Genomic DNA, 25,752 nt, shown 5'->3' with positions numbered 1-25,752 from the left:
TGGGTGGCAGCTGTATTGCTGAAAAAGCAGAATTGGGGATGCTTTCTTAATGATTAGGTTTGCGACGCGCTGCGCACAGATTTCTGCTTTCCTAGTTTGCGGCGCAAGTGGCGCATTGGCTGAAGCGCCAAAGAGGGTCACCACCTTTGCCGCGCCAGCGGATTTCACCTATTTCTTGCAGAAGCACGACGGTGAGCAGGAGAAGTTTGATTTCTCAGACAAATGGGTAGATCCAGAAATGTCTGATGTGATTGTTGCTTTCATCGAAAACCGCGAAGACATCGATTTTGTTCCGGCAAAACTGTACAGTTCATTCCAAACTGTCTTGTCAATTGTTGATACGCATTTCTATCAGTTATCGAGCAGGGTTTTCGGCGAAACGTTGGACTCTGACGTTTACATTGTGTCTGTTTCCAGATTGCACGACAAGTTGGTTGAGGACGGATTTTCGATAGAGCAGGCTCAAAAGGGTGCATTTGTTTCCTGCTTCGCAGCTGGCTTGGTCGAGGATTTTTATCGCCGAGGAAATCTAGATGCAAACCATCGCAAAATCGGTGACACATGTGCGGAACTTCTAGAAAAATAGCAAGTAGGCCGGGCTTCAGCCCGGCAAGCCGCGCAACAGCCGCGACTTCAAATTTATTTACTATTGAATGGAATCAAACCAGTTAATCCAAGGTTCATGGTGGATGCCGGGCTTCAGCAAGCGTAGGATGGGTGCTCGCACCCATCACTCCTCAATTCTCCAATATCCCACCACATAAATTGATGGGTGAAATCACCCATCCTACGCTTCCCCAAACGCTCCTTCGGTGACAACGCCACTCCATTCCGGATCAACCCGGCCTGCGCGGATATCACGATAAATCGACGAATACGGCCAATCGGTTGGATGCTCCACCAACCCATGTTTGACCGGATTGCCCCAACAATAAACCACATGATTGCGGTAATCTCGTTCGTCCCGAATGGTGTGCTCCCAAAATCGGCGTTGCCAAATCCCGCGTTCCTGTTTGACAACCTTGGACTCGCTTCGCGGACCGAATTCTCCGACGGCACGCACAAATCGGCTTTTGATTAACCGCCACCGCGTCGAATAATCCGCATCCCCTGGCGGCAAGGTCCACACCGCGTGCAAATGATCCGGCAACACAACAAACGCATCGCACCAGAACGGCCGCTCCCTCTGGGTCACTGCAAAGGCGGCCCGCAAATGCGCCACCTCTCGCACTAACAAATCCGACGACCGGTCGGCCAAAGACACGGTGAAAAAATACTTGGCTCCGGGAATGCGGACGCGTCGATAATCGCTCATGCTGCAACTTGATCATGACCAGGGTTAACGGATTCTGAATGCCACTCCGACGCGCCAGACAAATAACCGGGCCTTATCATTGGCACGCAAACCAATAACCAAAACCATCGGCGGATTCTTGTACAAGTCGGACGATTGCCCCTCAAACCCCTGTACAAACCGTACAATCCGCCCTTGCCACACCGCCTGACCGATGCCATATCCATGAGGCTTACGTTTTTCTATTTCGACCTGCAGTCTCCTTCTACGGCGCTCAGTCTATCGATACAGACAACGACGCCGGGCTGCCGCATCCACGTGGGCAGCACTAAACAGGAGACAACGGATATGCCCGCAGGCACCGTAAAATGGTTCAACACCACCAAAGGCTATGGCTTTATCGCACCCGAAGATGGCGGCAAAGACATCTTCGTACACATCTCGGCAGTCGAGCGTTCGGGCCTCACCGGTCTGGCCGACAACCAGAAAGTCACGTACGAGCTGCGCGCTGGTCGTGACGGCCGCGAAAGCGCCGACAATATCGAACTGGCCTAAGCCGTTCAAAGGGCGGGATTTTTCCCGCCCACTCCGCTATGCCCTTGTTGATTGTGTGGCATAGGGAATACATCACAATCGGGTTATTCCTCCCCGGTGATTGACCAAATCCGCTATCATTTCAAAACTAGCGTTATGATTTCTTTGGTCATTTGAGGGATGTCACCATGTTCACACGCCGCGTATTTCTGGCCGGTACTGCCGTCAGCCTGCTTCCGGGCGTTGTCAGCGCCAAGAAAGCGGTCGAATATGATCCCACGCCACAATTCGTGCGGGTCAAAAAGCAATTCCTACCCGGTCAGCTGCTGGTCGTTCCCCGTTCCTTCTACCTTTACTATATAACCGAACCCCGCAAAGCGATCCGTTATGGCTGCGGCGTCGGCAAGGCCGGACTGGAGTTCACAGGAACCGCAACTATCGACGTCAAGAAGGAATGGCCCACCTGGCGACCGACCGATGAGATGATCGAACGCGACCCGGTGGCCTATGGTCGGTTCAAGGACAACGACTATGTCCAACCCGGAGGGAGCGATAATCCACTGGGCGCGCGCGCTTTGTATCTGTTCCAAAACGGAGTCGACACCTATTTCCGCATCCATGGCACCACACAACCGCAAACCATCGGTCGCGCGGCCTCGAACGGCTGCATACGGATGCTGAATCAGCATGTAATCGATCTGTACAACCGGGTGCCGATTGGAACCGTGGTGACCGTGGTCTAAGCCGCCGACCAATCCACATCGTCGGCTTGTTCAATCCTCAGGCGACCTTCTGGCCATGGGCGCATCAGCTTCTGCGCCTCTTCTTCGGATCCATGTAACCAGCAATCCACATCCTGCGACCCCAGCAACACACCCATACGGTGGTGGATCGGCTTTACATCGGCATTTGGCTCGCAGGTGACTGCGGCGACCTGATCCACACGCTGCCCACCAGGGGCCTCCCAACTATCCGTAATTGCAGCAAATAACAGCGGTATGCCATCCTTCGCTGCGATACGCCATGCAGTTTTGCGCCGTTTCTCTCCGGTCCACTCGTACCAGCCATCAACTGGTATAACTGCGCGCCCAACACCTTCGAATGCGCTTTTGTCAAAAACCGTTTCAGAGCGAGCGTTGATAATGGTCTCCATCACCGGACGTCCGCGCGCATTGACCCTGCCGACCGGGATCATCCCCCAACGCATCATCTTCAAGCCTTCACCGGTCAATACCGTCACCTCCTGACCCGGTTGAATGTTCTTGCGCGGGGGTTGAGGCCCTACGTTATCTTTCACGTTCAGGAACTTAGCAATCTCGCCAATTGGTCGTGTGAGAAAAAACCGGCCTGGCATAGGACCCTCCTAATCGGCAGCGCGCTCCGCTAAAGCCAGTACAATAGGTCCTAGCGCGTCAACGATCAGCGCAACGCCTTGGGCATTTGGATGGATGCCATCAGATTGCATGAACTGGCGCGCGACTGCAGGATCGCCCTCGGTCGTGAGCCCGTCAAAGAAGCTTTCCGCATAGATCGCGCCATACTGCTGCGCCAGTTCCGGATACATGGCATCGAAACTTTGCTTGTAATCCGTCCCATAGTTCCCGGGGGCTTGCATGCCGATCAGCAGAACTTCGACATTCGCAGCTTCAGCGGTGTTCAGGATTGCCTCAAGATTGGCGCGCGACACATCCGGATCGATACCGCGTAACAGATCATTGCCGCCGAGGGCTACAATCATGCCATCGACCTCTGGCGTCAGAGTCCAATCAACGCGGGAGGCTCCTCCTGCGGTCGTATCCCCGGAAACGCCGGCGTTGATAAGCTGAATATCCGCCCCTTCCTCCTGCAACCAGCGTTGCAGTTGGGGCACAAACCCGTCTTGTTGCGGAAGTCCATATCCTTGTGTCAGGGAATCTCCGAGCGCCGCAATCACCACCGGCTCAGCCGTCGCGGCAAATCCGCAACAGATGAACACGCCTGACATCAAACCCTTGCGCAGCTTCTGTATCGCGCCATATCCCAATGGACTGTACCCCTCTTGATGGCCTGATCGATGACGACACCCGTTCTCACCCTCCAAGATGCCGCATTATCGCTGGATGGCAATGCCGGAAGAGTGGATATCCTGCACGACATCACTTTGACTGTGAGCAAGGGTGAAACTCTGGGGCTTATCGGTCCCTCTGGTTCCGGAAAGTCTTCGCTACTGATGCTGATGGGCGGCTTAGAACAGGCAACTGGTGGACGCGTTACCGCATTGGGCCAAGATTTGACGAAAATGAGCGAGGATGCGCTGGCACGGTTCAGAAGAGATGCCATGGGCGTAGTGTTTCAGAATTTCCACTTGATTCCGACGATGACCGCGCTTGAGAACGTGGCGACCCCGTTAGAACTCGCGGGACACAAAGATGCTTTCCAGCGCGCCGCGGCCGAGTTGGAGGCCGTGGGCCTTTCACATCGTATCGATCACTACCCGGCGCAGTTGTCAGGCGGCGAGCAACAGCGTGTGGCGCTGGCCCGCGCTTCGGCCCCGCGCCCGCATATATTACTGGCGGATGAACCAACGGGAAATCTGGATGAAACCAACGGTTCAGCAATCATTGATCTGTTATTCGGACTGCGGGACCGTCACGGGGCAACTCTGGTTCTGGTCACGCACAGCCATACACTGGCTCAGAAATGCGACCGCGTTGTGCGCTTGCGCGATGGGCGTATCGCCGAGGAATCCCAGCGTGAGGCCGCCGAATGAGCCTGCGTCTGGCCGGTCGCCTGGCCCGGCGCGAACTGCGCGGTGGGTTGCGCGGGTTTCGAGTGTTTCTGGCCTGCCTGGCTTTGGGTGTTGCAGCAATTGCTGCGGTTGGCATGGTGCGCCAAGCCATTCAGACCGGATTGCAACAAGAGGGCGCGTCGCTCTTAGGCGGCGATGCCCAGCTGGAGTTCACCTATCGCTTTGCAAACGATGAGGAACGTGACTGGATGGCGGACACCGCGCAAGCAGTGTCAGAGGTCGTCGATTTCAGGTCCATGGCCGTCACGGGTGATGGCGCAGGCGCGCAACGGGCGTTAACTCAGGTGAAGGCCGTGGACGGGGCCTATCCGCTGCTGGGATCGGTGGCTCTGGAACCCGCAGTTTCTTTGCCCGAGGCCTTGGCGGGCGCCGATGGGCTGCCCGGCGCCGTGATGGCTCCGTCCCTGATTGACCGCCTGAACCTTGCGATTGGGGACCAATTTGATCTCGGCACGCAGAGGTTCGTTTTGATGGCCTCGCTGGAACACGAACCGGATGGTGCGGCAGATGGGTTCTCGCTGGGACCGCGCACGTTGGTTCGAACCGAGGATTTGCAATCATCGGGCCTGCTGGCTCCGGGTACTTTGTTTTCCACCAAATACAGGATGAACTTGCCGCAAACCGCCGAGTTGGAGGCGCTGTCGCAGCAGGCCAGGCAGGCCTTCGAGGGAACCGGCATGCGCTGGACTGATGCCCGCAATGGTGCGCCGGGGATATCCGAGTTTGTAGGGCGCCTCAGCGCGTTTCTGGTGCTGGTTGGTCTATCCGGATTGGCGGTTGGGGGGATCGGCGTATCGGCTGCCGTGCGCGCCTATCTGTCCCAGAAAACGGAAACCATTGCGACATTGCGGACTTTGGGCGCTGATCGGGCCACAATCTTTCAGACATACATGATCCAGATCGCCGTTCTTTCAGGCGTTGGTATCGTCATGGGTTTGACCCTGGGCGCGGCGCTTCCAATGCTGCTGGCACCGGTTATCGAAACCCAACTGCCGATCCCTGCTGTATTCTCGCTATATCCGCAGCCCCTGTTCGAGGCCGCACTTTATGGTGTGCTAACCGCGTTCCTGTTTACGCTTTGGCCTCTGGCCAGAACCGAGGAGGTGCGTGCGGCAACATTGTTCCGGGATGCGCTGACTTCGGCAAGCAGCTTCCCGCGCTTGATTTATGTAATTGCGACCGCAATTGGCCTGGCCGTACTGATCGGAGCCGCCGCTTGGTTCAGCGGTTCAACCCGGTTGACTCTCTGGACAAGCGCAGGTCTGGCGGGGGCACTCACTTTGCTGACCCTTTCTGCCTTTGCCATTCGCAAATTGGCCCGCGCGGGCGCTCCTTGGGCCAGAGGGCGTCCAGCCCTGCGGTGGGCGTTGTCCGCCATCTCTGACCCACGCGAAGGCGCAGCGTCGGTGGTCCTGTCCCTTGGGCTCGGCCTTTCGGTCCTTGCGGCGGTGGGGCAGATCGACGGCACGCTACGCAATGCGATTTCGGGCAACTTGCCTGAGGTCGCACCCTCGTATTTCTTCGTCGATATCCAGAAGGATCAGATGCCCGGGTTCAGCGAACGTCTCGACACTGACCCTGCCGTCAGTCGGGTAGAAAGCGCTCCGATGCTGCGTGGGATCATTACCAAAATCAATGGGCGACCCGCGCGCGAGATTGCAGGCGATCACTGGGTTCTGGACGGCGACCGGGGCGTAACCTACTCTGCCCGCCCCCCACGGAATGCCCGCGTGACTGACGGGGTTTGGTGGCCAGAGGACTACAGCGGCCCACCGCAAGTCAGCTTTGCCGCAGAAGAGGCCGACGAGATGGGCCTGAAACTGGGCGATGAGCTGACCGTTAATATCCTGGGCCGCGATATCACAGCTGAACTCACATCGCTGCGCGAAGTTGATTTCTCCACTGCAGGAATGGGTTTTGTCATGTCGATGAACCCCTCTGCCTTGGCTGGTGCCCCGCATAGCTTCATCGCTACCGTCTACGCCGAAGAACAGGCCGAGGCCGCCATTCTGCGTGATTTGGCCGGTCAATTCCCCAACATCACGGCAGTCCGGGTCAGAGACGCCATCGACCGGATATCAGGCCTGCTGGCAGGGCTTGCGGCAGCCACGTCATATGGCGCAGGGGTTTCTCTGTTGACCGGGTTTTTAGTGTTGATCGGTGCGGCGGCAGCGGGCGAACCGGCGCGTAGGTACGAGGCAGCGATCCTCAAGACTCTGGGTGCCAACCGTGGGCGCATATTGCGCAGCTTTGCCCTGCGGGCAATCCTTTTGGGAGCAGCCGCAGGTTGCGTTGCTTTGCTGACCGGAATTCTGGGCGGTTGGGCCGTGGCTACTTATATATTCGACACAGAGTTCGCGGTCATCTGGCCATCCGCGCTTGGGATCGTCATCGCCGGTGTTGGCGTTACCTTAGGCGCGGGGATGGTCTTTGCCCTGCGCCCGCTTTCAGTACGCCCTGCGCGTATACTGCGCGCCAGCGACTGAGTTCAGCGCATACAAGCGACAGGCTGCAATATTTTCAGCAATTGGTCATTGTCGCAAACCAACGCATCGAGCGTGATTTCGTCCAGCGACGCATAAAACACCTCAGCCGCATCTTGCAGCGCCAACCGGAGGCGGCAGGCATCGGTCAGTGGGCAGGTGTTGTCAGCATCCGCAAAACACTCGGCAATCGGCAACCCGCCTTCGACATGGCGAAACACGGACCCGACCCGGATCTGATCCGCCGGGCGTGCCAGCGTCATGCCGCCATTGCGGCCGCGTTGTGTGCTGAGATAGTCTAGCTGGCTCAGTTGGTTGATCACCTGTGCCAGATGGTTTTCTGAAATATTACAGACATCGGCGATCTCGGCCTTCGTGACCAGCCGTTCCTGATGTGCGGCGCAATACATCAAAACACGCACCGCGATATTCGTCCGTTTGGTAATCCGCATTAGGGCCTCCCGAATCTCAAGGTGAAGCTTTATTGCATGTCTCGTAAAAAGACTGTTTGACATACATCAATCGTCAAAGAAGGACGCGACCCGCATGGCAGACCCTTATTTCTTCGGCTATGGCAGCCTCGTGAACCTGTCGACGCATGATTTCCCCGACCCGCGCCCAGCGCGACTGAAAGGTTGGCGACGCGCATGGCGGCACACGGATCTGCGCCCGGTGGCGTTTTTGACCGCTGTGCCGGATGCTGATTCCGAGATCGATGGTATGATCGCCCATGTTCCTAAAAACGACTGGGCCGCGTTGGATGAAAGAGAATGGGCCTATGACCGCGTTCCAGCCACACGGTCGATCACGCACACTCTGACGCAAGAGGTGGAAATCGCTGTCTACGCAGTCCCGCATGATCGACACACCGCGCCCAGCAATCACCATCCCCTATTGCTCAGCTATATTGATGTTGTCGTGCAAGGGTATCTGCGGGCTTTTGGACCAGAGGGCGCCGATCGCTTCTTTGCAACAACCGATGGTTGGGATGCTCCGATTTTGAACGACCGCGCCGAGCCCCGTTATCCTCGTCACCAACAATTGGAGCAGGCCGAGACCGAATTCGTGGATGACCGCCTGCAACGCGTTTCGGCGCAAGTTTTGCGACCCGGAGAACAAAGAAAGGCAGGTGATTTACCTGCCTCCTTCGTATTCTAAGCACTGACCCTGAAGTCAGCCGCGAGCGCGGATCACCTGCAATAGCGGCAGCAAGGTCGCCATTTCGGGCCCGCGCTCCATCCCCGTCAGCGCTTTGCGCAGTGGCATGAACAGGCCTTTGCCCTTGCGACCAGTTGCTTCTTTAACTGCCTTGGTCCATGTGCCCCAAGTTTCCCCATCGAAAGGGCCTTCGGGCAGCAACGAGACAGCCTGAGCGATGAACTCACGATCCTCGTCAGCGATCATGGGTTCGGCCCCATCACGGCACAATTCCCACCATCCCTCGAGATCGCTCAGCGTGGTGATATTTTCGCGCGCCATGGTCCAGAAAGGCTCGGCCAGTTCAGCGGGAACGCCTGCTTCAGCAACGGCATCGGTCACATCGGCCAGCGGCAGCGATTGTAGATGCTTCGCAGTCAGCGGGAACAGGTCCTGCACGTCGAACTTGGTTGGGGCCGCACCGAAGCGTGTAACATCAAAGCCGTCGATCAACTCTGACATATCCGAGCGCAACTCAACCGGATCTGACGACCCCAGACGCGCCATCAGGCTCAGTAAGGCCATTGGCTGCACGCCCTGCTCTCGCAGATCGCGCAGGGCCAGAGTGCCCAAGCGTTTCGACAACGCCTCTCCCTGCGGGCCAGTCAGCAACGAGTGGTGCGCAAAACGCGGACAGGTCCCGCCCAAGGCCTCGATGATCTGAATCTGCGTTGCGGTGTTGGTGACATGGTCCGAGCCGCGCACGACATCGGTTACGCCCATTTCGGTGTCATCGACCACAGAAGCAATCGTATAGAGAACCTGACCATCGCCCCGAATCAGCACCGGGTCGGATACTGAAGCTGCATCGATCGAGATGTCGCCCAAAATGCCATCGTTCCATTCGATACGCTCGTGGTTCAGTTTGAACCGCCAGACGCCATTGCCACGCTCAGCGCGCAGGGCTTCTTTCTCGGCATCGCTGAGGTTCAGCGCGGCACGGTCATAGACCGGCGGCTTGCCCATGTTCAGTTGCTTCTTGCGCTTAAGGTCGAGCTCGGTGGGCGTCTCGAACGCCTCGTAGAACCGGCCCATCTCGCGCAGCTTGTCGGCGGCCTCGGCGTAGCGGTCCAGACGCTCCGACTGTCGCTCGACCCGGTCCCAATGCAGGCCCAACCACTCCAGATCCTGCTTGATCGCGTCGACATATTCTTCCTTCGACCGCTCGGGATCGGTGTCATCAATGCGCAGAATGAACGTACCGCCAGCCTTGCGGGCGATCAAATAGTTCATCAGGGCGGTGCGCAGGTTGCCCACATGGATGTAACCGGTGGGCGACGGGGCAAAACGGGTCGTGGTCATGGAAGTCTCCTGTTGGCGCGGCTCATCTCACATGGGCGCGTTTTTGTCCAGAAGAGGCTTTCAGGTTGGTTCAACCGGCCAAATGCCATCTAGGCGTTCGAGCCCGGCTTTGATGAGTTCACCAAGCACGTCGAGATCGATATCCGGTAGCTTATTCACGTAGAGGCAGGATTTCCCCAGCTTGTGTTTGCCCAGTCGAGACAGGATATTTTCGAAATCAGCATAACCCGGCATGATGTAGATAGAATGCGCCGCCTTACGCGGAGAGAACCCAGTTGCGAGAAAGTCACCCTCACGCCCTGACGCATAGCAATAATGATATCGACCATAGCCAATGATCGACGGGCCCCACATTACGGGCGCATAACCTGTGGTTTCACGAAACAGCCTGTCCAGCACGTGCGCCTCTTCCGCCTTGCGGGTCGGCTGAATGCTCGCCAGTAAATCAGCAACGTTTTGCCCGGTGGGTACGGTTTTATTCGCAGATCGCGGCATGAACAAAAATTAACACGTAATGTTCAACCACGCAGCCCATATAACAGTGCCATAGTATGGCCACAGGCCCAGACTGACCTAATTCAGTCAAACATGCTCTGACAGGGAGAACGACCATGACCATCAGATTGACTCGCCGGGCGGCGCTTGGAACGGTTGCGGCTCTGCCGCTTGCGGCAGCTACTTCGCCTGTTCTGGCCGCAGGTACCGAGACCAAAGCCAACTCTACAATAGCAAAATCGTTTCAACTGGGCGATTTCACCGTCACCACCTTGTTGGATGGCAGCCTGCCTCGTGATGGTGCGCAGGACATTTTCGGCGGCGGCGCCTCGGATGAAGATTTCGCCCGTGTATCGGCTGACAACTTCATCTCGCCAGATGTTGCGCAGTTCTTCTTCACACCAACGCTGGTTAATACGGGGTCCGAGATGATCCTGTTTGATACTGGGCTTGGCCAAGGTGGAATTCAGGCCGCGTTGGCCGACGCCGGCGTAACGCCTGATCAGATCGATGTGGTGGTCATTACCCACATGCATCCCGATCATATCGGTGGTATGACAACCAATGATGCCGCGACTTTTGCCAATGCGCGTTATGTAACAGCAGCACCCGAATACGACTTTTGGTCAGCGCAAGACGCGGGCAACCGAGTGGGTGATATGGTTGCAGCCAAAGTCACCCCGATGGCAGAGAAGATGACTTTTATCGGGGATGGTGGTGAAGTCGCATCCGGCGTCACCGGTATGGCAGCGTTTGGGCATACTCCGGGCCATATGGTCTATCACCTAGAAAGCAACGGTCAGCGTCTGGTCCTGACGGCGGATCTTGCAAATCACTATGTCTGGTCTTTTGCACATCCTGAATGGGAAGTGCGATTCGACATGGACAAAGCCGCTGCCACGGAATCGCGCAGGAATGTGCTGGGCATGCTGGCTGCGGACAAAGTGCCTATGATCGGCTATCACATGCCTTTCCCAGCCGCTGGTTATGTCGAATCCCGTGGCGAAGGGTTCCGGTTCGTGCCGGTCAGCTATCAAATGATGGGCTAGGAGCTAAATACCAGCATCCGGCCGCACTTTTGACCCATCCGTGAAACGGGACAGGCGAAAGGCGGTCGGATCAACGCAAGGCGTGCTTTCCGTAACAAGGTCCGCCACCAATCGACCTGCGGCAGGACCGATGCCAAAACCGTGGCCGGAGAAACCGGTCGCAATATGCAGGCCCTGCACCGCGTCCACTTTCGAGATGACCGGGATCGCATCCGGGGTCACATCGATCAGGCCGGCCCAGCTTTGCACGATCTCCGCACTATCAAGCGCAGGCAACGCCTTGCGGGCGTTGGCCCACGCCCTTCGCAACACTTTCTGGGAAGGTTCCGGGTCGAGTACTCGGCAATGTTCAAACGGTGTCACATCGGTCGGCAGCCAGCTTCGATCCTCATTCGCCTCGACCATCCAGCGTCTCGAAAAGCGAAACCTTAAGGACCGCCACTCTTGCCGGAATGCGGGCAGAAACTGCAACCCGAGTCGGAAACTGTCAGGAACGATATCCACTGTATTCTCGTGACCCGAAGCTATAGTGTATCCCCCGTCCGAGCGCTTTCGAATGGCAAAATCATCACTCCAAAGCGACACCTCTGGCCCTGCTGCAACCGGAGAAGTCCGCATGACCGTATTGAGCACTTTGAGCTGTGGCAGAGCGATTCCAGCGTTCCCCGCAAACAGCCGAGACCAGGCTCCGCCTGCAAGTACGACTTGACTACACCTTACGCGGCCGCGTTCGGTGAAAACACCTGCGATCCGGCCCGCAGCAACATCGACACTTCGCACCGCGCATTGCGTCATGATCGCGGCACCACGGTCGCGCGCCGCCTCGGCGATTGCGGGGGCCGCCCATTGCGGCTCGGCGCGCCCGTCCTGCGGCATGTAAAGCGCTGAGCGCAGTTTCATACTGTTATCCGACAGCAACCCGTCCAGTTTAGGGCCGGATACCATGCGAGCACCTGTTTGCAGCCCTTCAACATGGTCCAGCCATCGCGTCAGGTTTTCATCGTCTCGTGCGCCAGACGCGCCAAACACGATTCCTGATTGAACATAGCCTGTGGCGCGTCCCAATCGCGCATCCAGCCCTTGCCAGATTCTAAGCGCCTCTTGTATCAGGGGGATCTCGCGCGGATCACGTGTCCCAAGGCGCACCCAGCCCCAATTGCGCGAGCTTTGCTCGCCCGCAATCCGGCCTTTCTCGCACAACAGAACGGAAACACCTCGCTCAGCAAGCTCGAAGGCAGCCGAAGCCCCGATGATTCCACCACCTATGACGACAACATCTACGTGTTTGGGAAGTGTGAGATCAGATTCGACGGGTGTCGGTGTGGGGCCTGGCATTAACCGCTCGGTGCTCGTTCATCGGAGCGACATCCAGCCTGAAGGCGATTTCACTGGCAATGTAGAAAACGATTGGTCCCGGGCAATTGCCGGAACCTGTGGCCAATTGGCCAATGCGCGGCGAATTACACCGCGCAGATGCGTTCAGATTACGCCGCCCCGGAAAGTTGCGCCCATTTCTGGCGCAGTACCGTGCTGAGCTTGGGATCGGACTTTGATGCAAGCGATTCCTGTGGCTGCAACACCGGAAATTCCGATCGCAACGGAACCGGGCCTGCCACCGCGTCGGGCGTCGGCTCTTCCTGGCTCATAATGTCTGCAATCGCAGCATCCAGCGCCTGTTCATCCAACTTGCGCGGCGCTGATTCCATAGGCTTCAACTGCAACGGAGAATGAAGCGGCTTATCGTATCCATTCGTCATTTGACCACCAATACCTTTACTGACATCCCAAACACGGATGCCTTTTCCCAGTTCCACAATCCCGGTCATCGGCTCTGAAAATGGCAGGACAACCTACCGGATTGCGTCACATCCGCCCCATATGAGGCAGACCCCTGTCGTAAATGTGGCAAAAAAAGGACGCGCGTACAAGCGAAACATAGTCTTTTCACCGCACAACTGGCTGAAATGGATAAACAAACTGCCGCAGAAATCCGCATTACCATGCACTTTCGAAACAATGGTAAATTCTTCAACCAGAGCGGTGCTTACGTTCTATCCCGCCAGCGATTTACAATCGGATAGCGACGATCCAGCCAGAAGGCCCGTGGCGTCAACCGTGTGCCAGGCGCGGACTGGAAGCGCTTGTATTCACTAATGTAAATCAGATGTTCGACCCGCCGGGCCTCGGCCTCGTCAAATCCGGCTGCAACGCAGTCGGCGATTGAGCCATCCTGATCCACCAAAATATCAAGAATCGCATCGAGAACGGGGTAGTCCGGCAGGCTGTCGCTGTCTTTCTGGTCTTCACGCAATTCAGCACTTGGCGGCTTGTCGATCACCGAAGGGCGTATGACCTCACCCTCGAGACCCATCATCCAATCGCGATGATTGGCGTTGCGCCAGCGGCAGGTCTCGAACACGCGGGTTTTGTACAGATCCTTGATCGGGTTATAGCCACCGTTCATGTCACCATAGATAGTGGCGTAGCCGACTGCGACCTCGGACTTGTTGCCGGTGGTCAGCAGCATCTCGCCAAACTTGTTCGAGATCGCCATTAGCAGAAGACCGCGCAGGCGAGACTGGACATTTTCTTCGGTCAGGTCCTCATTCCGCCCTGCAAAAAGCGGAGCCAAAGTGTTGGTTACCGCTGCGCGTCCCTCAGAGATCGGCACAAAGTCGTAGTGCACGCCCAGCGCCATGGCGACGGCTTCGGCATCATCCAAAGAACTTTGGCTTGTATATTCCGAAGGCAGCATTACGCAGCGTACATTTTCCGCACCGATCGCATCCACGGCTATTGCGGCCACCAGCGCCGAGTCGACGCCGCCCGACAACCCCAGCACAGCTTTGCCAAACCCCGTCTTGCCCATGTAATCGCGCAGAGATTGCACCATCGCGCGATAGTCCTGCTCCCATTCGTCGGGTTGCGGCACGACTTCACCAGCCACAATACGCCATCCGTCATCTTGGCGCGACAGATCGATATGGCTGACGGCCTCATCGAAGACGGGCATGCGGAACGCAAGCTCTCCACCCGGGTTCAATCCAAACGTAGCACCGTCGAAAACCTGATCATCCTGCCCGCCGACCATGTTCAGGTAGATTACCGGCAGACCCGTTTCGACCGTGCGAGCCACCATGTGGTTCAACCGGATATCGTATTTGTTTCGAAAATAGGGCGAGCCGTTGGGGATCAGCAGAAACTCGGCCCCGGTTTCTTCCAGTGTCTCGGCGACATCCTCGTGCCAGCCATCCTCGCAAATCGGGCTACCGATACGGACATTTCCAACGGCATAAGGGCCGCCCATAGGACCCGCATCATAAAGACGGACTTCATCAAAGACGGTTTCATTGGGCAAATGATGTTTAAGAACTTTGCTGACAATCCGCCCACCTTTGAGGATCAGGTAGGCGTTATAAAGCTTCCCATCTTCAACCCAAGGACCGCCGATGGCCAACGCCGGGCCGTCGGCACAGTCTTCAGCCAACGCCTGCACCGCATTCATCGCGGCCCGATGAAACGCGGGCTTCATCACCAGATCCTGGGTATTGTAGCCGGTTATGAACATCTCGGGCAGCGCCACAAGATCAGCCTGCGCCGCGCACCCTTGCTGCCAGGCTGCAGCAGCCTTGGCGGCATTACCGTCGATATCCCCAACCGTTGGGTTCAATTGCGCCAGAGTGATGCGGAAACGATCGGCCATTTTTGCCCTCTTGCCCTCATGTCTTTCAGGGATTTAGCAGATCACACCGCGAGTGAAAGGCAAATGCGCCAAAAGCCGTTGCTCTGCCCTCGGCGGTATCTTAGTTTTGCGCCAACACAAACACCGCAGGCAGGTACAAAAATGAAAGCGATCCGCACATCCCTTACCGCTGCAACGCTTACAATGCTGGCGTCTTTTGCGATCGCCCAACAGGACGGTCAGATTGTCATCGCTGATGATGATGTCGGAGGTGTCTACGAGGGCACGTTCGAAAACGGGCTGCGCCATGGCACCGGCACTTACCGCCTGCCGAACGGTTTTGAATATTCCGGTCAATGGGTCGAGGGCGAGATTCAAGGACAAGGCACCGCGCGCTACGCCAATGGCTCTGTCTATGAAGGGACATTCACCAAGGGCCAACCAGAAGGGCGCGGCAAAATCGTCTATTCTGATGGCCAGTCCTATGAGGGCGAGTGGGCCAACGGCACGATAAACGGTACCGGTATCGCGACATATTCCAACGGCTCGCGATACGAGGGCGGCTTCAAGGACGCCAGATATCACGGTCACGGCGTGCTGACCGGCCCGGATGGCTCGGTTTATGAGGGCGACTGGGTAAACGGCCAGAAAACCGGAAGCGCCAAGATCACCTACGCCGATGGAAGTACCTATGAGGGCGACTTGAATGGCGGGCAACGGCATGGTCAGGGTAGTCAAGTCTGGGTCGACGGCATGACTTATGCTGGGTCCTGGGCCAACGACCAGATGGCCGGAACAGGCCGTTTGGTTCAACCCAACGGAGATGTCTACGAAGGCGAAATGGTCGAAAATCGCCGACAGGGCAAAGGCAAGTCCATATACGCCAACGGTGCGACCTATGAAGGCGACTATGCTGACGACCAGCGCCATGGTCAGGGCACCTACAAGGGCAGCGACGGGTTTGCGTACACAGGTGCCTGGCAAAAGGGCCAGATTGAGGGCCTGGGCGAGATGCTCTATCCCGATGGTTCGGTTTATATCGGCGACTTTCTGGATGACCTGCCTCATGGCAAGGGGCAAACGACATACCCCGACGGATCAGTTTACGACGGCAACTGGATCGCCGGGATTTTTGAGGGCACCGGCACGGCAACCTATCCCAACGGAACGGCTTATACGGGCCGGTTCAAAAACGCCCGCTTCGACGGCAAAGGTATTCTGACCTTTGCAAATGGCTATCGCTATGATGGCGATTGGGTAGACGGCGTCCGACAGGGGAAGGGCAAGGCTACGTTTCCGGACGGGATCATTTACGAAGGCGATTTTCTGAATGGCAAGCGTCACGGCAAGGGAACACTGACCCGACCGGGCGGATACAGCTACACAGGCGACTGGGCCGACGGCAAGATCACTGGCTTTGGAACCGCCACCTATGAGACCGGGGATGTCTATGAGGGCAATTTCCTGGAAAACAAACGCCATGGTGACGGCACGATGCGTTTCGCAGGCGGCGAGGTTGAGACCGGCGTCTGGGAAAATGACACGCTGGCGACCGAAAAAGAGACTGCCCCCGAAACCCCCGCTGCGGGTGCTGAAACCACTGAGCCAGACTCTACCCCCGACGCGCCCGCCCCTGACGCGACAGACCCGGATATAAACGACGGCTAAATCAGCCCTACCAAGGCACGCGCTTGCCAGCCCAATCGTAAAAACTGCCCGAGTCAGCGGGGGTGAGTCCATTGATGACGGACAGCAGATTGGCTGCGGCCTCATTGGGTTCAACAGCCGGGTGGCGGGCAAGGTACTTTTCGGTAAAGGCCGTTTTGACTGTTCCGGGGTGCAAAGCGACACAAACGGCTTGTTTGTGAGTGCGCGCCAATTCGATGGCAGCCGTATGTACTATCTGATTCACAGCCGCCTTGGCCGCACGATAACTGACCCACCCACCCAGCCGGTTGTCCCCGATTGAACCAACTCGGGCCGACAGCACGGCGATCACCGATCTGCGGTCGCGTGGCAGCAGGCGGTGCACGTGCTTCAACACCAAGGCCGGGCCAACTGCGTTCAGTGCGAACTGGTCCATCATCGCCTTCGCGGACAAGGCGCGCATAGATTTTTCCGGACCCATACCGTTAATCTCAAGCGCCCCTGAGGCCACCATGATCAGATCAAACGGATCAGAAAGGGACGCCAGCATACGCTCTGCGCCATCCGGGTCGGTCAGGTCAAACCCATCCGTTGATCTGGCCAGTCGGGTGACTTTGACACCATCCGTTGTCAGGTGATCGTTCAAAGCGCGCCCGATACCGCCAGAAGCTCCGATGATTAATGCAGTTTTCATGCTCGAGAAGTTAGCCGAAAGCTTCATCGCTTCAACTCCACCGTCATTTTTGTTCCCCCTTAAATTTCCCGCTTTTCATTCGCCGCGCGCCCTGTATAAGCTGATCCCCATGATCAACCGCGCAGATATCGCTTTTGCAAACGCCGCACTCAGCGGCGCGTTGCTGCGTGGTCTACTGATCCTAATCCGCCTCTGAGCGTGCCATCCGGCGCGCCCGCTCAGAGGAGGACGCCCGCGCGCCAAGAGGCTTTAGGACAGAAGAAGAAAGAGAACCCCATGACAAACGTGACCGACCAAGACCGCGTCGTGATCTTCGACACCACCTTGCGCGACGGCGAGCAGAGCCCCGGCGCGACCATGACCCATAACGAAAAGCTCGAAATTGCCGAGCTTCTGGATGAGATGGGCGTCGACATCATCGAAGCCGGATTCCCCATTGCATCGGAAGGCGACTTCAAAGCGGTGTCCGAGATTGCCGAGCGCTCGAAGAACAGCCGCATCTGTGGTCTGGCCCGCGCCAATTTCGCCGATATCGATCGGTGTTGGGAGGCGGTGAAACACGCCGAGAAGAACCGGATCCACACCTTTATCGGAACCTCTCCGCTGCACCGGGCGATACCAAATCTGACGCAAGACGAGATGGCCGACAAGATCCACGAAACGGTCAGCCACGCGCGCAACCTTTGCGAAAACGTGCAGTGGTCGCCGATGGATGCGACCCGGACCGAATGGGATTATCTGTGCCGTGTGATCGAGATTGCAATCAAGGCTGGCGCCACCACGATCAATATCCCCGATACTGTCGGTTATACTGCCCCGGTCGAGTCTGCAGATCTGATCAAGCGCCTGATCGAGACGGTTCCCGGCGCGGATGAGGTAATCTTTGCCACCCACTGCCACAACGACCTTGGCATGGCGACAGCGAACTCTCTGGCAGCGGTCGCAGGTGGTGCGCGTCAGATCGAATGCACCATAAACGGGTTGGGTGAACGCGCAGGCAACACCGCGCTGGAAGAAGTTGTGATGGCGTTGCGCACACGCAACGACATCATGCCGTGGCATACTGGCATCGACACCACCAAGATCATGCATATTTCGCGCCGGGTCGCGACCGTGGCCGGATTTCCGGTGCAGTTCAACAAGGCCATCGTTGGAAAGAACGCATTTGCCCATGAAAGCGGCATCCATCAGGATGGCATGCTGAAGAACCGCGAAAACTTCGAGATCATGCGCCCTGAAGACATTGGGCTCTCTGGCACCTCTTTGCCGCTGGGCAAGCATTCGGGCCGCGCTGCACTGCGCGATAAGCTCGAAACGCTCGGGTATGAGGTTGGTGACAACCAGCTCAAAGACATTTTTGTGCGCTTCAAGGATCTGGCCGACCGCAAGAAAGAAGTCTTTGACGATGACCTCATCGCGTTAATGAGCGTCGACGACGAAGCGGACGATCATCTTCAGCTGGTGTCGATGAAAGTGACCTGCGGTACCGGAGGTCAGGCCGAAGCGACGGTCGAACTGGAGATAGAGGGTGCAGACAGGATCGCCACGGAAAACGGTGACGGCCCAGTCGACGCAACCTTCCGGGCGATCCGGGCGATCTATCCCAACACTGCGCGGCTGCAACTGTATCAGGTGCATGCGGTAACCGAAGGTACGGACGCGCAAGCCACGGTTTCGGTCCGTCTGGAAGAGGATGGTATGATCGCCACCGGTCAGTCTGCAAATACAGATACGGTGGTTGCGTCGGCCAAAGCCTATATCCACGCGCTGAACCGCCTGATCATGCGTCGTGAAAAGGCCGGTCCGGGGGCAGATACACGCGAGATCAGCTACAAAGACCTGACCTGATCGAAGGGTAAGGCGAATGGCTCCCGCGCCCGCTGCGGCCCGGCTTCGCCGACCCTTCTTGGGTTTTGGGCCCGGCAGCGCGCCACTGGCGCGCTGCCGGGCCCAACGCGTTTGACGGCATCGTTGATGCGGGCAAACCGGACGGGAGCTTTCCCTGTGTAATTCTTGCTTATCAAAGCTGAGCGAACAGCTCCGACAAGCGGCGCGTTTCGTCTTCGATCCCGAAGGGTGCATTCAACATGAACATACCTGATCCGACCATGCGATGACCTTCCCGCGCCGGAGGGAACGTGGCCTCATGGCAAATCGTTTTGGGATATCCAGCGGATTTCAGAGACGAAATCATAGCCTTGTGACGTGCATCCGTCAGGATTGGATACCAAAGTGCGATCACACCCACATTCCATTTGCGGTGCAGCTTCGCGATCACCCCAGGCAAACGGTCATACTCGGCTTTCACTTCATAACTGGGATCGATCAGCATCATGCCCCGCCTCGGGGTCGGAGGCAGCAACGATTGGGCCAACTCAAACCCATCCTGCCGATAGACCTTCGCCCCGAAAGGAGACAGCGCCAGTGAAAGTGCCGTATGTTCCTGCGGATGCAGCTCGGCGAAATGCAGGCTATCCTGTTTTCGCAGCAGGTTGGCCGCAATCAGAGGTGAACCGGGATACGCTTGCACGCCGTGACTGGCCTGTATGGTATCCAGCACCCGCGCCATTGGATGATCGGAATCAAACCAACCTTCGCGCCTGACGCGCCCGATCCCGGCGACAGCTTCACCCGTTCGAACCGCCTCAGCCGCGTCAAGGTGATATAGTCCACGCCCGGAGTGCGTTTCGATATAGCTGAGGGGTTTGTCCTTTTGGGTCAAATAACGCAGCGTCCACGCCAATAAAGCGTGCTTTTGTACATCAGCCAGATTTCCTGCGTGGTAAATGTGTTGATATGAGAGCATCTTGCCTTCTAAAGTCCCCATCAATAAGGCGGAAAGGTGCTGACTGTCGCGGAATCAGCCCTTTAACCGGGCGAGTTGGCACCCTATAAGGCATCCGTCCCGGAACCGTCGAGTCGCGGGCAGTGGAAATTCTGACAAACGGGATCAGGGAAATATGGGCATCTTTGGCAATCTGGGCGGCCTGTTCACAGCGGACATGGCTATCGACCTTGGAACAGCGAACACGCTGGTTTATGTCAAAGGGCGCGGAGTGATCCTGTCTGAGCCCTCGGTCGTTGCCTACCACGTCAAGGATGGGGTCAAGAAAGTCCTTGCTGTTGGCGAGGACGCCAAGCTGATGTTGGGCCGGACCCCGGGCTCCATTGAAGCCATCCGTCCGATGCGCGAGGGTGTCATCGCGGACTTCGACACCGCCGAAGAGATGATCAAGCATTTTATCCGCAAGGTGCATAAACGCTCGACATTCTCGAAACCCAAGATCATCGTTTGCGTCCCTCATGGCGCAACCCCGGTTGAAAAACGCGCAATCCGCCAGTCGGTTCTGTCCGCAGGCGCGCGCCGCGCGGGCCTGATTGCCGAACCAATTGCGGCTGCGATTGGCGCGGGGATGCCGATAACCGATCCGACCGGCAACATGGTTGTCGATATCGGCGGCGGGACCACCGAGGTTGCGGTTCTGTCGCTGGGCGATATCGTCTATGCCCGCTCGGTCCGCGTTGGTGGCGACCGGATGGATGAAGCGATCATATCGTATCTGCGGCGTCAACAGAACCTGCTGGTGGGTGAATCAACTGCGGAACGGATCAAGACCACCATCGGTACCGCACGGATGCCGGACGATGGCCGTGGCCAGTCGATGCATATCCGGGGTCGCGACCTGCTGAACGGTGTGCCCAAGGAAATCGAGATCAGCCAGGCTCAGGTGGCCGAAGCGCTGTCTGAACCCGTGCAGCAGATTTGCGAGGCGGTGATGACCGCGCTGGAAACCACGCCGCCCGATCTGGCGGCGGACATCGTGGACCGGGGCGTGATGCTGACCGGTGGCGGTGCGCTGCTGGGTGATCTGGATCTGGCGCTGCGCGAGCAAACCGGTTTGGCAGTTTCTATTGCTGATGAAAGCCTGAATTGTGTGGCTTTGGGCACGGGCAAAGCACTCGAATACGAAAAACAACTGCGCCACGCGATTGACTACGAAAGCTAAGGCGCGCACCCTTATGGGGTGAAAACTCGGGCACGAGCAGCACGGGAAGGTAACCTGTGGCAAAGGACCGATCACAGCGCGATGAATACACGACACCTCTGCGTCGACTGTTGCTGGGGATTGTTGTACTGTGCCTGCTTGGTATCTTTCTGGTCTGGCGCATCGACAGCCCGCGCGTCGAAAGGTTCCGCGCACAGGTGGTGGACAAGGTTGTCCCCTCGATGGAGTGGGCAATGGTCCCGGTCACTGCGCTGGTGAACCTGTCTCGTGATTTCCAAAGCTATCAGCGACTCAGCGAGCAGAACCAGGAATTGCGCAGCGAGCTGCGCCTGATGCGCGCCTGGAAAGAGGCCGCGCTGCAGCTGGAACAGGAAAACGCCCGCCTGCTGGACCTTAACAATGTTCGGCTCGATCCGCGCCTGACCTATGTCACCGGGGTGGTGATGGCGGATAGCGGCTCACCCTTCCGGCAATCTGTGCTGCTGAACGTGGGGGAGCGTGACGGGATCGTGGATGGTTGGGCAACAATGGACGGGATCGGAGTGGTCGGGCGCATATCGGGTGTTGGCCCGGATACCGCGCGCGTGATCCTGATGACCGATGCCTCAAGCGCGATCCCGGCGACGATCCAGCCTTCGGGGCAGACGGCGCTGATCGCAGGTGACAATACTTCGGCCCCTGCAGTGGAGTTTCTGGAAAACCGGGAACTCGTGCGCCCTGGTGACCGGGTTGTCACGTCGGGCGATGGCGGTGTGTTCCCCGGTGGCTTGCTGATCGGTCAAATTACGGTTGATCCCGGCGGCAGGCTGCGTGTGCGGCTGTCGGCAGATTTCGAGCGGCTCGAGTTTCTGCGCGTACTACGCTATCAGTCGGCCCCACCGATCACGGAATCCGGTGATATCGTCGGCCCCCGTCAACCCGAAGCATCCTTGACCCCATCCGAGGTCAATGATGGATAGGTCGGTCTCAGATCTGTGGGCCAAGCGCGGTCTCTATGTCGCTCTGGCGGTATTTGTGGTGTTTCTTCACCTGTTGCCGCTGGATACAAAACCTGATCGCCTGCCCTTTCCTGACATACTGATCGCTCTTACCTACGCATGGGTGCTGCGGCGGCCGGAATATATTCCGATCCTGATCATTGCCATGGTCATGTTCATGGCCGATTTGCTGTTGCAACGCCCACCCGGGTTGCTTGCTGCGTTAGTGGTTCTGGGTGCAGCCTATCTTCATTCCACTGCAGCTGGCATGAAAGACAGCGGGTTTGTGGGCGAATGGGCAACCGTCGGGGCCGTGATCACGGTTGTGTTTGTGCTCAATCGCCTCATTCTTGCTATCCTCTCGGTGCAACAGGCAACTCTGGGACCGGTAGTGGTGCAAGTTATTCTGACAATCGCAATCTATCCTGTGATGGTTTTGTTGAGCCAAACTGTGTTTGGCGTAAGGCGCAGATCTGTTGCCGACAGCACGATGCCACGGGTGCGGCCATGAAGCAGCGCAAACCAAAGCCCAAGGGCCTTGCTTACAAACGTTTGCCGCGCCGCGCCTTGATCCTCGGTGGGCTACAAGCGGCCTTTATCGGGGGGCTGGCAGCCCGGATGCGGTTCATGCAGGTGGATCAAGCGGATGAATACCGTCTGCTGGCCGAAGAAAACCGGATCAACATCCGTCTGATCCCACCAACCCGGGGCCGGATATATGACCGGAACGGGCAGATCATAGGATTAAACTCTCAGTCCTATCGCATCGTCATCGTGCGCGAGGATGCAGGCGATATCGACAAGGTCATCGCCAAGCTTTCGGAACTGATCCCGTTGACCGGGGATGAGATCGAGCGTGCCAAAACCGAAATGCGCCGATCGGCCCCGTTTCTGCCGGTCACGCTGGCCGATCAAGTAACGTGGGAGGATATCTCGAAAGTCGCGGTCAATGCCCCCGCACTGCCTGGTGTCACGCCCGAGGTCGGCATGACACGCCAGTATCCGCGCTATGAAGATTTCGCCCATGTAGTCGGCTATGTCGGCCCGGTCAGCGACTATGATCTGAGCCAGATTGAAGACCCCGAGCCGGTACTGCGCATCCCACGGTTCCAGATCGGCAAGGTCGGGCTGGAAGCCAAGCAAGAGATCACCTTGCGCGGCAAGGCCGGGGCCAAGCGGGTTGAGGTCAACGCCACAGGCCGGGTGATGCGCGAGCTGGACCGCCAGGTCGGCGAAGCCGGGGCAGATTTGCAATTGTCAATCGACGCCAATCTGCAGCAATACGCGCAGGCGCGATTGGCTGGGGAAAGCGCCGCTGCGGTCGTGATCGATTGCGAAACCGGCGACATTCGCGCCATCAGCTCGGCCCCCAGCTTCGATCCGAACCTGTTCGTGCGTGGGATCTCGGTGGCGGACTATCAGATGCTAACGCAGGACAAGTATCGCCCGCTTGCCAATAAGACGGTGCAGGGCACCTACCCTCCTGGATCGACTTTCAAAATGATTACCGCCATGGCTGCGCTCGAAGCCGGGGTGATCAGCCCTTCCAGCACAGTGTACTGTCCGGGTCACATGAAAGTGGGCAGCCGCCGCTTTCACTGCTGGAAACGCGGCGGGCACGGGACGGTTGACCTTGAAACCTCGCTGAAGCGCAGTTGCGACGTCTACTATTACGACGTGGCAATACGTGTCGGGATCGACAAGATTTCCGAGATGGCACGCACCTTCGGACTGGGTATCAAACATGACATTCCGATGTCTGCCGTTGCTGCCGGGCTTGCCCCCAATCAGGAATGGAAGCAGCGGGTTCACGGACAGGACTGGCTGGTGGGTGACACTGCAAACGCTTCGATCGGTCAGGGGTTCATGCTTGCCTCACCGCTTCAATTGGCCGTGATGACGGCGCGTTTGGCGACAGGTCGTGCCGTGCAACCACGCCTTGTTCGATCAATCAATGGGGTTGAGCAACCCACGGGCGCGGGTGAACCGCTGCAGGTCAATCGCAACAACCTTGAGCAAGTGCGCAAAGCCATGTTCACGGTCTCGAATAACAGGCGTGGCACCGCGTATCGCAGTCGCATCATTGCCGATGAGTTCCGCATGGCAGGCAAAACCGGCACCAGTCAGGTGCGCAATATTACCAAGGCAGAACGCGCCGCAGGTGTGATTCGAAACGAAGACCTGCCATGGGAGCGTCGAGACCATGCCCTGTTCGTCAGCTTCGCCCCCTATGACAATCCGAAATACGCTGTGGCTGTGGTGGTGGAACACGGCGGCGGCGGCTCCAAAGCCGCGGCCCCAGTGGCGCGCGATATCATGCTGCAGGCACTCTACGATGGCACGCCACCGCTCGAGGCGTATCCGGCCGGAGACCGAGAGCGCATCAAAGAACAACAGAAACGGCTGGAGGGTGACCGTCGCCCCAAAGCGCGTCCTGACGAGAAGGACCGCGCATGAGCTATCTTGAATATGCCGTCAAATCCACGCCGTCGGGGTTTCGCAAGTTCCTTTATATGAACTGGCCGCTCACCCTGTTGCTGATCAGCGTGGCAAGCGCGGGGTTCCTGATGCTCTACTCGGTCGCGGGTGGATCCTGGATGCCGTGGGCGGAACCACAAATGGAACGGTTCGGTCTGGGCTTGGCAGCCATGTTTATCATTGCGCTAGTGCCTATCTGGTTCTGGCGGAACATGTCGGTTGTGGCCTATCTGGGCGCGATCGGTCTACTGATCGTGGTCGAACTGTTTGGAACGATCGGCATGGGGGCGCAGCGCTGGATTGATCTGGGCTTCATGCGGCTGCAACCCTCAGAAGTAATGAAAGTGGCGTTGGTGATGGTGCTGGCCGCCTATTACGACTGGCTGCCGGCGCACAAAACCTCGCGCCCGCTCTGGGTGATTATCCCGGTCATTCTGATCCTGATCCCGACATTCATGGTGCTGCGCCAGCCCGACCTAGGCACATCGATCCTGTTATTGGCTGCTGGTGGTGGTCTGATGTTCCTTGCCGGGGTGCATTGGGCCTATTTCGCTGCCGTGATTGCAGCGGGGGTTGGCCTAATTGCTGCGGTGTTCAACAGCCGAGGGACTGAATGGCAGTTGCTCAAAGATTACCAGTTCCGACGCATCGATACGTTTCTGGATCCTTCAACCGATCCGTTGGGAGCGGGATATCACATCACGCAATCGAAGATCGCTCTGGGTTCGGGGGGCTGGAATGGGCGCGGTTTCATGCAGGGAACGCAATCACGTCTTAACTTCCTGCCCGAAAAACACACCGATTTCATCTTCACCACCTTGGCCGAAGAGTTCGGCTTTGTCGGCGGCATCACACTGTTGATCCTTTACGGTCTGATCCTGATCTTCTGCATGGTCACGGCGCTGTCGACCAAGGATCGTTTCTCGTCTCTGGTGACACTTGGGATCGCGCTGAATTTCTTCCTGTTCTTTGCCGTCAATATGTCGATGGTGATGGGGCTGGCCCCAGTGGTCGGAGTACCGCTGCCGATGGTCAGTTATGGCGGCTCGGCCATGCTGGTCCTGATGGCCGCCTTTGGCATCGTTCAAAGCGCCCATATACATCGTCCCCGCTGAAAGGTTTCCC

26 protein-coding genes are annotated in these 25,752 nt (G+C 57.7%); 15 read left to right on the top strand and 11 right to left on the bottom strand.

From position 1 onward, the window contains the following. Positions 1 to 49 precede the first annotated feature (49 nt). On the top strand, positions 50 to 586 hold the full coding sequence (locus tag ACR0MP_RS08270; RefSeq protein ID WP_170514035.1) for a hypothetical protein: 537 nt from the start codon (positions 50 to 52) through the stop codon (positions 584 to 586). Between the two features lie 201 nt (positions 587 to 787). Here ACR0MP_RS08270 and ACR0MP_RS08265 read toward each other — a convergent pair whose 3' ends face one another. Next, positions 788 to 1,315: an REP-associated tyrosine transposase gene (locus tag ACR0MP_RS08265; protein ID WP_480886336.1), complete on the bottom strand. Its 528-nt coding sequence runs from the start codon at positions 1,313 to 1,315 to the stop codon at positions 788 to 790. A gap of 327 nt (positions 1,316 to 1,642) precedes the next feature. Here ACR0MP_RS08265 and ACR0MP_RS08260 point away from each other — a divergent pair, with 327 nt between their 5' ends. Together ACR0MP_RS08260 and ACR0MP_RS08255 are read left to right on the top strand one after the other, a co-directional pair. Further along, positions 1,643 to 1,849 (top strand): cold-shock protein, encoded by a 207-nt coding sequence (locus ACR0MP_RS08260; protein ID WP_010442474.1) that lies wholly within the window; start codon positions 1,643 to 1,645, stop codon positions 1,847 to 1,849. 167 nt (positions 1,850 to 2,016) lie between these two features. Beyond that, positions 2,017 to 2,571 (top strand): L,D-transpeptidase, encoded by a 555-nt coding sequence (locus ACR0MP_RS08255; RefSeq protein WP_170408281.1) that lies wholly within the window; start codon positions 2,017 to 2,019, stop codon positions 2,569 to 2,571. Here ACR0MP_RS08255 and ACR0MP_RS08250 read toward each other — a convergent pair. Together ACR0MP_RS08250 and ACR0MP_RS08245 are read right to left on the bottom strand one after the other, a co-directional pair. After that, complete coding sequence (locus ACR0MP_RS08250; protein ID WP_170408282.1) at positions 2,568 to 3,182, bottom strand: SOS response-associated peptidase; 615 nt, start codon at positions 3,180 to 3,182, stop codon at positions 2,568 to 2,570. The genes ACR0MP_RS08255 and ACR0MP_RS08250 overlap by 4 nt on opposite strands. 9 nt (positions 3,183 to 3,191) lie before the next feature. Continuing rightward, complete coding sequence (locus tag ACR0MP_RS08245) at positions 3,192 to 3,812, bottom strand: arylesterase (protein WP_170408460.1); 621 nt, start codon at positions 3,810 to 3,812, stop codon at positions 3,192 to 3,194. Positions 3,813 to 3,881: 69 nt separating this feature from the next. On the opposite strand from ACR0MP_RS08245, the gene ACR0MP_RS08240 reads away from it, so the two are divergent. Both ACR0MP_RS08240 and ACR0MP_RS08235 read left to right on the top strand, forming a co-directional pair. After that, positions 3,882 to 4,577 (top strand): ATP-binding cassette domain-containing protein, encoded by a 696-nt coding sequence (locus ACR0MP_RS08240; protein ID WP_170395925.1) that lies wholly within the window; start codon positions 3,882 to 3,884, stop codon positions 4,575 to 4,577. Continuing rightward, positions 4,574 to 7,102: an FtsX-like permease family protein gene (locus ACR0MP_RS08235; protein ID WP_170736661.1), complete on the top strand. Its 2,529-nt coding sequence runs from the start codon at positions 4,574 to 4,576 to the stop codon at positions 7,100 to 7,102. The genes ACR0MP_RS08240 and ACR0MP_RS08235 overlap by 4 nt, the downstream gene beginning before the upstream one ends. Before the next feature lie 2 nt (positions 7,103 to 7,104). On the opposite strand, the gene ACR0MP_RS08230 is transcribed toward ACR0MP_RS08235, so the two are convergent. Next, positions 7,105 to 7,551 (bottom strand): RrF2 family transcriptional regulator, encoded by a 447-nt coding sequence (locus tag ACR0MP_RS08230; RefSeq protein ID WP_170395922.1) that lies wholly within the window; start codon positions 7,549 to 7,551, stop codon positions 7,105 to 7,107. A 94-nt stretch (positions 7,552 to 7,645) separates the two neighbouring features. Here ACR0MP_RS08230 and ACR0MP_RS08225 point away from each other — a divergent pair, with 94 nt between their 5' ends. Continuing rightward, positions 7,646 to 8,257 carry a gamma-glutamylcyclotransferase family protein gene (locus ACR0MP_RS08225; protein WP_170736663.1) on the top strand — a complete coding sequence of 204 codons (612 nt, stop codon included), beginning with the start codon at positions 7,646 to 7,648 and terminating at the stop codon, positions 8,255 to 8,257. Between the two features lie 15 nt (positions 8,258 to 8,272). On the opposite strand, the gene gltX is transcribed toward ACR0MP_RS08225, so the two are convergent. Next, entirely contained in the window at positions 8,273 to 9,598 is a 1,326-nt protein-coding gene (gltX, locus tag ACR0MP_RS08220; protein WP_170408285.1) for a glutamate--tRNA ligase, read from the bottom strand. 60 nt (positions 9,599 to 9,658) lie between these two features. Further along, positions 9,659 to 10,093, bottom strand: coding sequence for a DUF1801 domain-containing protein (locus tag ACR0MP_RS08215; RefSeq protein WP_480886333.1), 435 nt, complete (start codon positions 10,091 to 10,093; stop codon positions 9,659 to 9,661). 116 nt (positions 10,094 to 10,209) lie between these two features. Between ACR0MP_RS08215 and ACR0MP_RS08210 the strand changes: the two genes are divergently transcribed. Continuing rightward, the gene (locus tag ACR0MP_RS08210; RefSeq protein WP_170408287.1) at positions 10,210 to 11,142 is read left to right on the top strand and encodes an MBL fold metallo-hydrolase; all 933 of its coding nucleotides are present in this window, start codon (positions 10,210 to 10,212) and stop codon (positions 11,140 to 11,142) included. Between the two features lie 3 nt (positions 11,143 to 11,145). Here ACR0MP_RS08210 and ACR0MP_RS08205 read toward each other — a convergent pair whose 3' ends face one another. The 3 genes from ACR0MP_RS08205 to ACR0MP_RS08195 all read right to left on the bottom strand — a co-directional run bounded on the left by ACR0MP_RS08205 (position 11,146) and on the right by ACR0MP_RS08195 (position 14,845). Beyond that, positions 11,146 to 12,477 carry an NAD(P)/FAD-dependent oxidoreductase gene (locus ACR0MP_RS08205; RefSeq protein ID WP_480886331.1) on the bottom strand — a complete coding sequence of 444 codons (1,332 nt, stop codon included), beginning with the start codon at positions 12,475 to 12,477 and terminating at the stop codon, positions 11,146 to 11,148. A 149-nt stretch (positions 12,478 to 12,626) separates the two neighbouring features. After that, positions 12,627 to 12,968, bottom strand: a complete 342-nt coding sequence (locus tag ACR0MP_RS08200; RefSeq protein ID WP_170408289.1) for a hypothetical protein — start codon at positions 12,966 to 12,968, stop codon at positions 12,627 to 12,629. 218 nt (positions 12,969 to 13,186) lie between these two features. Further along, positions 13,187 to 14,845 (bottom strand): NAD+ synthase, encoded by a 1,659-nt coding sequence (locus ACR0MP_RS08195; protein ID WP_170408290.1) that lies wholly within the window; start codon positions 14,843 to 14,845, stop codon positions 13,187 to 13,189. Between the two features lie 141 nt (positions 14,846 to 14,986). Here ACR0MP_RS08195 and ACR0MP_RS08190 point away from each other — a divergent pair, with 141 nt between their 5' ends. Further along, on the top strand, positions 14,987 to 16,492 hold the full coding sequence (locus ACR0MP_RS08190; RefSeq protein ID WP_170408291.1) for a 2-isopropylmalate synthase: 1,506 nt from the start codon (positions 14,987 to 14,989) through the stop codon (positions 16,490 to 16,492). Positions 16,493 to 16,499: 7 nt separating this feature from the next. Here the strand turns inward: ACR0MP_RS08190 and ACR0MP_RS08185 are convergent, their stop codons facing one another. Continuing rightward, a complete protein-coding gene (locus tag ACR0MP_RS08185; RefSeq protein WP_170408292.1) occupies positions 16,500 to 17,165 on the bottom strand; it encodes an SDR family NAD(P)-dependent oxidoreductase in 666 nt (221 codons plus the stop codon). On the opposite strand from ACR0MP_RS08185, the gene ACR0MP_RS08180 reads away from it, so the two are divergent. Together ACR0MP_RS08180 and ACR0MP_RS08175 are read left to right on the top strand one after the other, a co-directional pair. Beyond that, positions 17,146 to 17,361, top strand: a complete 216-nt coding sequence (locus tag ACR0MP_RS08180; RefSeq protein WP_170408293.1) for a hypothetical protein — start codon at positions 17,146 to 17,148, stop codon at positions 17,359 to 17,361. The two genes, ACR0MP_RS08185 and ACR0MP_RS08180, sit on opposite strands and share 20 nt — an antisense overlap. Before the next feature lie 80 nt (positions 17,362 to 17,441). Continuing rightward, a complete protein-coding gene (locus tag ACR0MP_RS08175; protein WP_170408294.1) occupies positions 17,442 to 19,013 on the top strand; it encodes a 2-isopropylmalate synthase in 1,572 nt (523 codons plus the stop codon). 172 nt (positions 19,014 to 19,185) lie between these two features. On the opposite strand, the gene ACR0MP_RS08170 is transcribed toward ACR0MP_RS08175, so the two are convergent. Then, a complete protein-coding gene (locus ACR0MP_RS08170; RefSeq protein WP_170408295.1) occupies positions 19,186 to 19,971 on the bottom strand; it encodes a 23S rRNA (adenine(2030)-N(6))-methyltransferase RlmJ in 786 nt (261 codons plus the stop codon). A gap of 154 nt (positions 19,972 to 20,125) precedes the next feature. Between ACR0MP_RS08170 and ACR0MP_RS08165 the strand changes: the two genes are divergently transcribed. From ACR0MP_RS08165 to rodA, 5 genes are read left to right on the top strand one after another with little or no spacing between them, the layout of a single operon-like run. Next, complete coding sequence (locus ACR0MP_RS08165) at positions 20,126 to 21,172, top strand: rod shape-determining protein (protein ID WP_039523195.1); 1,047 nt, start codon at positions 20,126 to 20,128, stop codon at positions 21,170 to 21,172. A gap of 56 nt (positions 21,173 to 21,228) precedes the next feature. Then, positions 21,229 to 22,131, top strand: a complete 903-nt coding sequence (gene mreC / locus ACR0MP_RS08160) for a rod shape-determining protein MreC (RefSeq protein WP_170395896.1) — start codon at positions 21,229 to 21,231, stop codon at positions 22,129 to 22,131. Continuing rightward, positions 22,124 to 22,660, top strand: a complete 537-nt coding sequence (locus ACR0MP_RS08155) for a rod shape-determining protein MreD (RefSeq protein WP_170736858.1) — start codon at positions 22,124 to 22,126, stop codon at positions 22,658 to 22,660. The genes mreC and ACR0MP_RS08155 overlap by 8 nt, the downstream gene beginning before the upstream one ends. Further along, the gene (mrdA, locus tag ACR0MP_RS08150; protein ID WP_170736670.1) at positions 22,657 to 24,606 is read left to right on the top strand and encodes a penicillin-binding protein 2; all 1,950 of its coding nucleotides are present in this window, start codon (positions 22,657 to 22,659) and stop codon (positions 24,604 to 24,606) included. The genes ACR0MP_RS08155 and mrdA overlap by 4 nt, the downstream gene beginning before the upstream one ends. Then, entirely contained in the window at positions 24,603 to 25,742 is a 1,140-nt protein-coding gene (gene rodA, locus ACR0MP_RS08145) for a rod shape-determining protein RodA (RefSeq protein ID WP_170395892.1), read from the top strand. The genes mrdA and rodA overlap by 4 nt, the downstream gene beginning before the upstream one ends. Positions 25,743 to 25,752 lie beyond the last annotated feature (10 nt).

The sequence above is a fragment of the Ruegeria sp. K3 genome, assembly GCF_056531845.1.
Note: the sequence above shows the minus strand (reverse complement) of the source record. Positions and strands in the feature narration are given on the sequence as shown.

Bases quoted from the DNA above. Each gene is read 5' to 3' on its own strand.
- ACR0MP_RS08270 (WP_170514035.1), top strand. From the start codon at position 50: ATGATTAGGTTTGCGACGCGCTGCGCACAGATTTCTGCTTTCCTAGTT.
- ACR0MP_RS08265 (WP_480886336.1), bottom strand. From the start codon at position 1,315: ATGAGCGATTATCGACGCGTCCGCATTCCCGGAGCCAAGTATTTTTTC.
- ACR0MP_RS08260 (WP_010442474.1), top strand. From the start codon at position 1,643: ATGCCCGCAGGCACCGTAAAATGGTTCAACACCACCAAAGGCTATGGC.
- ACR0MP_RS08255 (WP_170408281.1), top strand. From the start codon at position 2,017: ATGTTCACACGCCGCGTATTTCTGGCCGGTACTGCCGTCAGCCTGCTT.
- ACR0MP_RS08250 (WP_170408282.1), bottom strand. From the start codon at position 3,182: ATGCCAGGCCGGTTTTTTCTCACACGACCAATTGGCGAGATTGCTAAG.
- ACR0MP_RS08245 (WP_170408460.1), bottom strand. From the start codon at position 3,812: ATGTCAGGCGTGTTCATCTGTTGCGGATTTGCCGCGACGGCTGAGCCG.
- ACR0MP_RS08240 (WP_170395925.1), top strand. From the start codon at position 3,882: ATGACGACACCCGTTCTCACCCTCCAAGATGCCGCATTATCGCTGGAT.
- ACR0MP_RS08235 (WP_170736661.1), top strand. From the start codon at position 4,574: ATGAGCCTGCGTCTGGCCGGTCGCCTGGCCCGGCGCGAACTGCGCGGT.
- ACR0MP_RS08230 (WP_170395922.1), bottom strand. From the start codon at position 7,551: ATGCGGATTACCAAACGGACGAATATCGCGGTGCGTGTTTTGATGTAT.
- ACR0MP_RS08225 (WP_170736663.1), top strand. From the start codon at position 7,646: ATGGCAGACCCTTATTTCTTCGGCTATGGCAGCCTCGTGAACCTGTCG.
- gltX (WP_170408285.1), bottom strand. From the start codon at position 9,598: ATGACCACGACCCGTTTTGCCCCGTCGCCCACCGGTTACATCCATGTG.
- ACR0MP_RS08215 (WP_480886333.1), bottom strand. From the start codon at position 10,093: ATGCCGCGATCTGCGAATAAAACCGTACCCACCGGGCAAAACGTTGCT.
- ACR0MP_RS08210 (WP_170408287.1), top strand. From the start codon at position 10,210: ATGACCATCAGATTGACTCGCCGGGCGGCGCTTGGAACGGTTGCGGCT.
- ACR0MP_RS08205 (WP_480886331.1), bottom strand. From the start codon at position 12,477: ATGCCAGGCCCCACACCGACACCCGTCGAATCTGATCTCACACTTCCC.
- ACR0MP_RS08200 (WP_170408289.1), bottom strand. From the start codon at position 12,968: ATGACCGGGATTGTGGAACTGGGAAAAGGCATCCGTGTTTGGGATGTC.
- ACR0MP_RS08195 (WP_170408290.1), bottom strand. From the start codon at position 14,845: ATGGCCGATCGTTTCCGCATCACTCTGGCGCAATTGAACCCAACGGTT.
- ACR0MP_RS08190 (WP_170408291.1), top strand. From the start codon at position 14,987: ATGAAAGCGATCCGCACATCCCTTACCGCTGCAACGCTTACAATGCTG.
- ACR0MP_RS08180 (WP_170408293.1), top strand. From the start codon at position 17,146: ATGATTAATGCAGTTTTCATGCTCGAGAAGTTAGCCGAAAGCTTCATC.
- ACR0MP_RS08185 (WP_170408292.1), bottom strand. From the start codon at position 17,165: ATGAAAACTGCATTAATCATCGGAGCTTCTGGCGGTATCGGGCGCGCT.
- ACR0MP_RS08175 (WP_170408294.1), top strand. From the start codon at position 17,442: ATGACAAACGTGACCGACCAAGACCGCGTCGTGATCTTCGACACCACC.
- ACR0MP_RS08170 (WP_170408295.1), bottom strand. From the start codon at position 19,971: ATGCTCTCATATCAACACATTTACCACGCAGGAAATCTGGCTGATGTA.
- ACR0MP_RS08165 (WP_039523195.1), top strand. From the start codon at position 20,126: ATGGGCATCTTTGGCAATCTGGGCGGCCTGTTCACAGCGGACATGGCT.
- ACR0MP_RS08155 (WP_170736858.1), top strand. From the start codon at position 22,124: ATGGATAGGTCGGTCTCAGATCTGTGGGCCAAGCGCGGTCTCTATGTC.
- mrdA (WP_170736670.1), top strand. From the start codon at position 22,657: ATGAAGCAGCGCAAACCAAAGCCCAAGGGCCTTGCTTACAAACGTTTG.
- rodA (WP_170395892.1), top strand. From the start codon at position 24,603: ATGAGCTATCTTGAATATGCCGTCAAATCCACGCCGTCGGGGTTTCGC.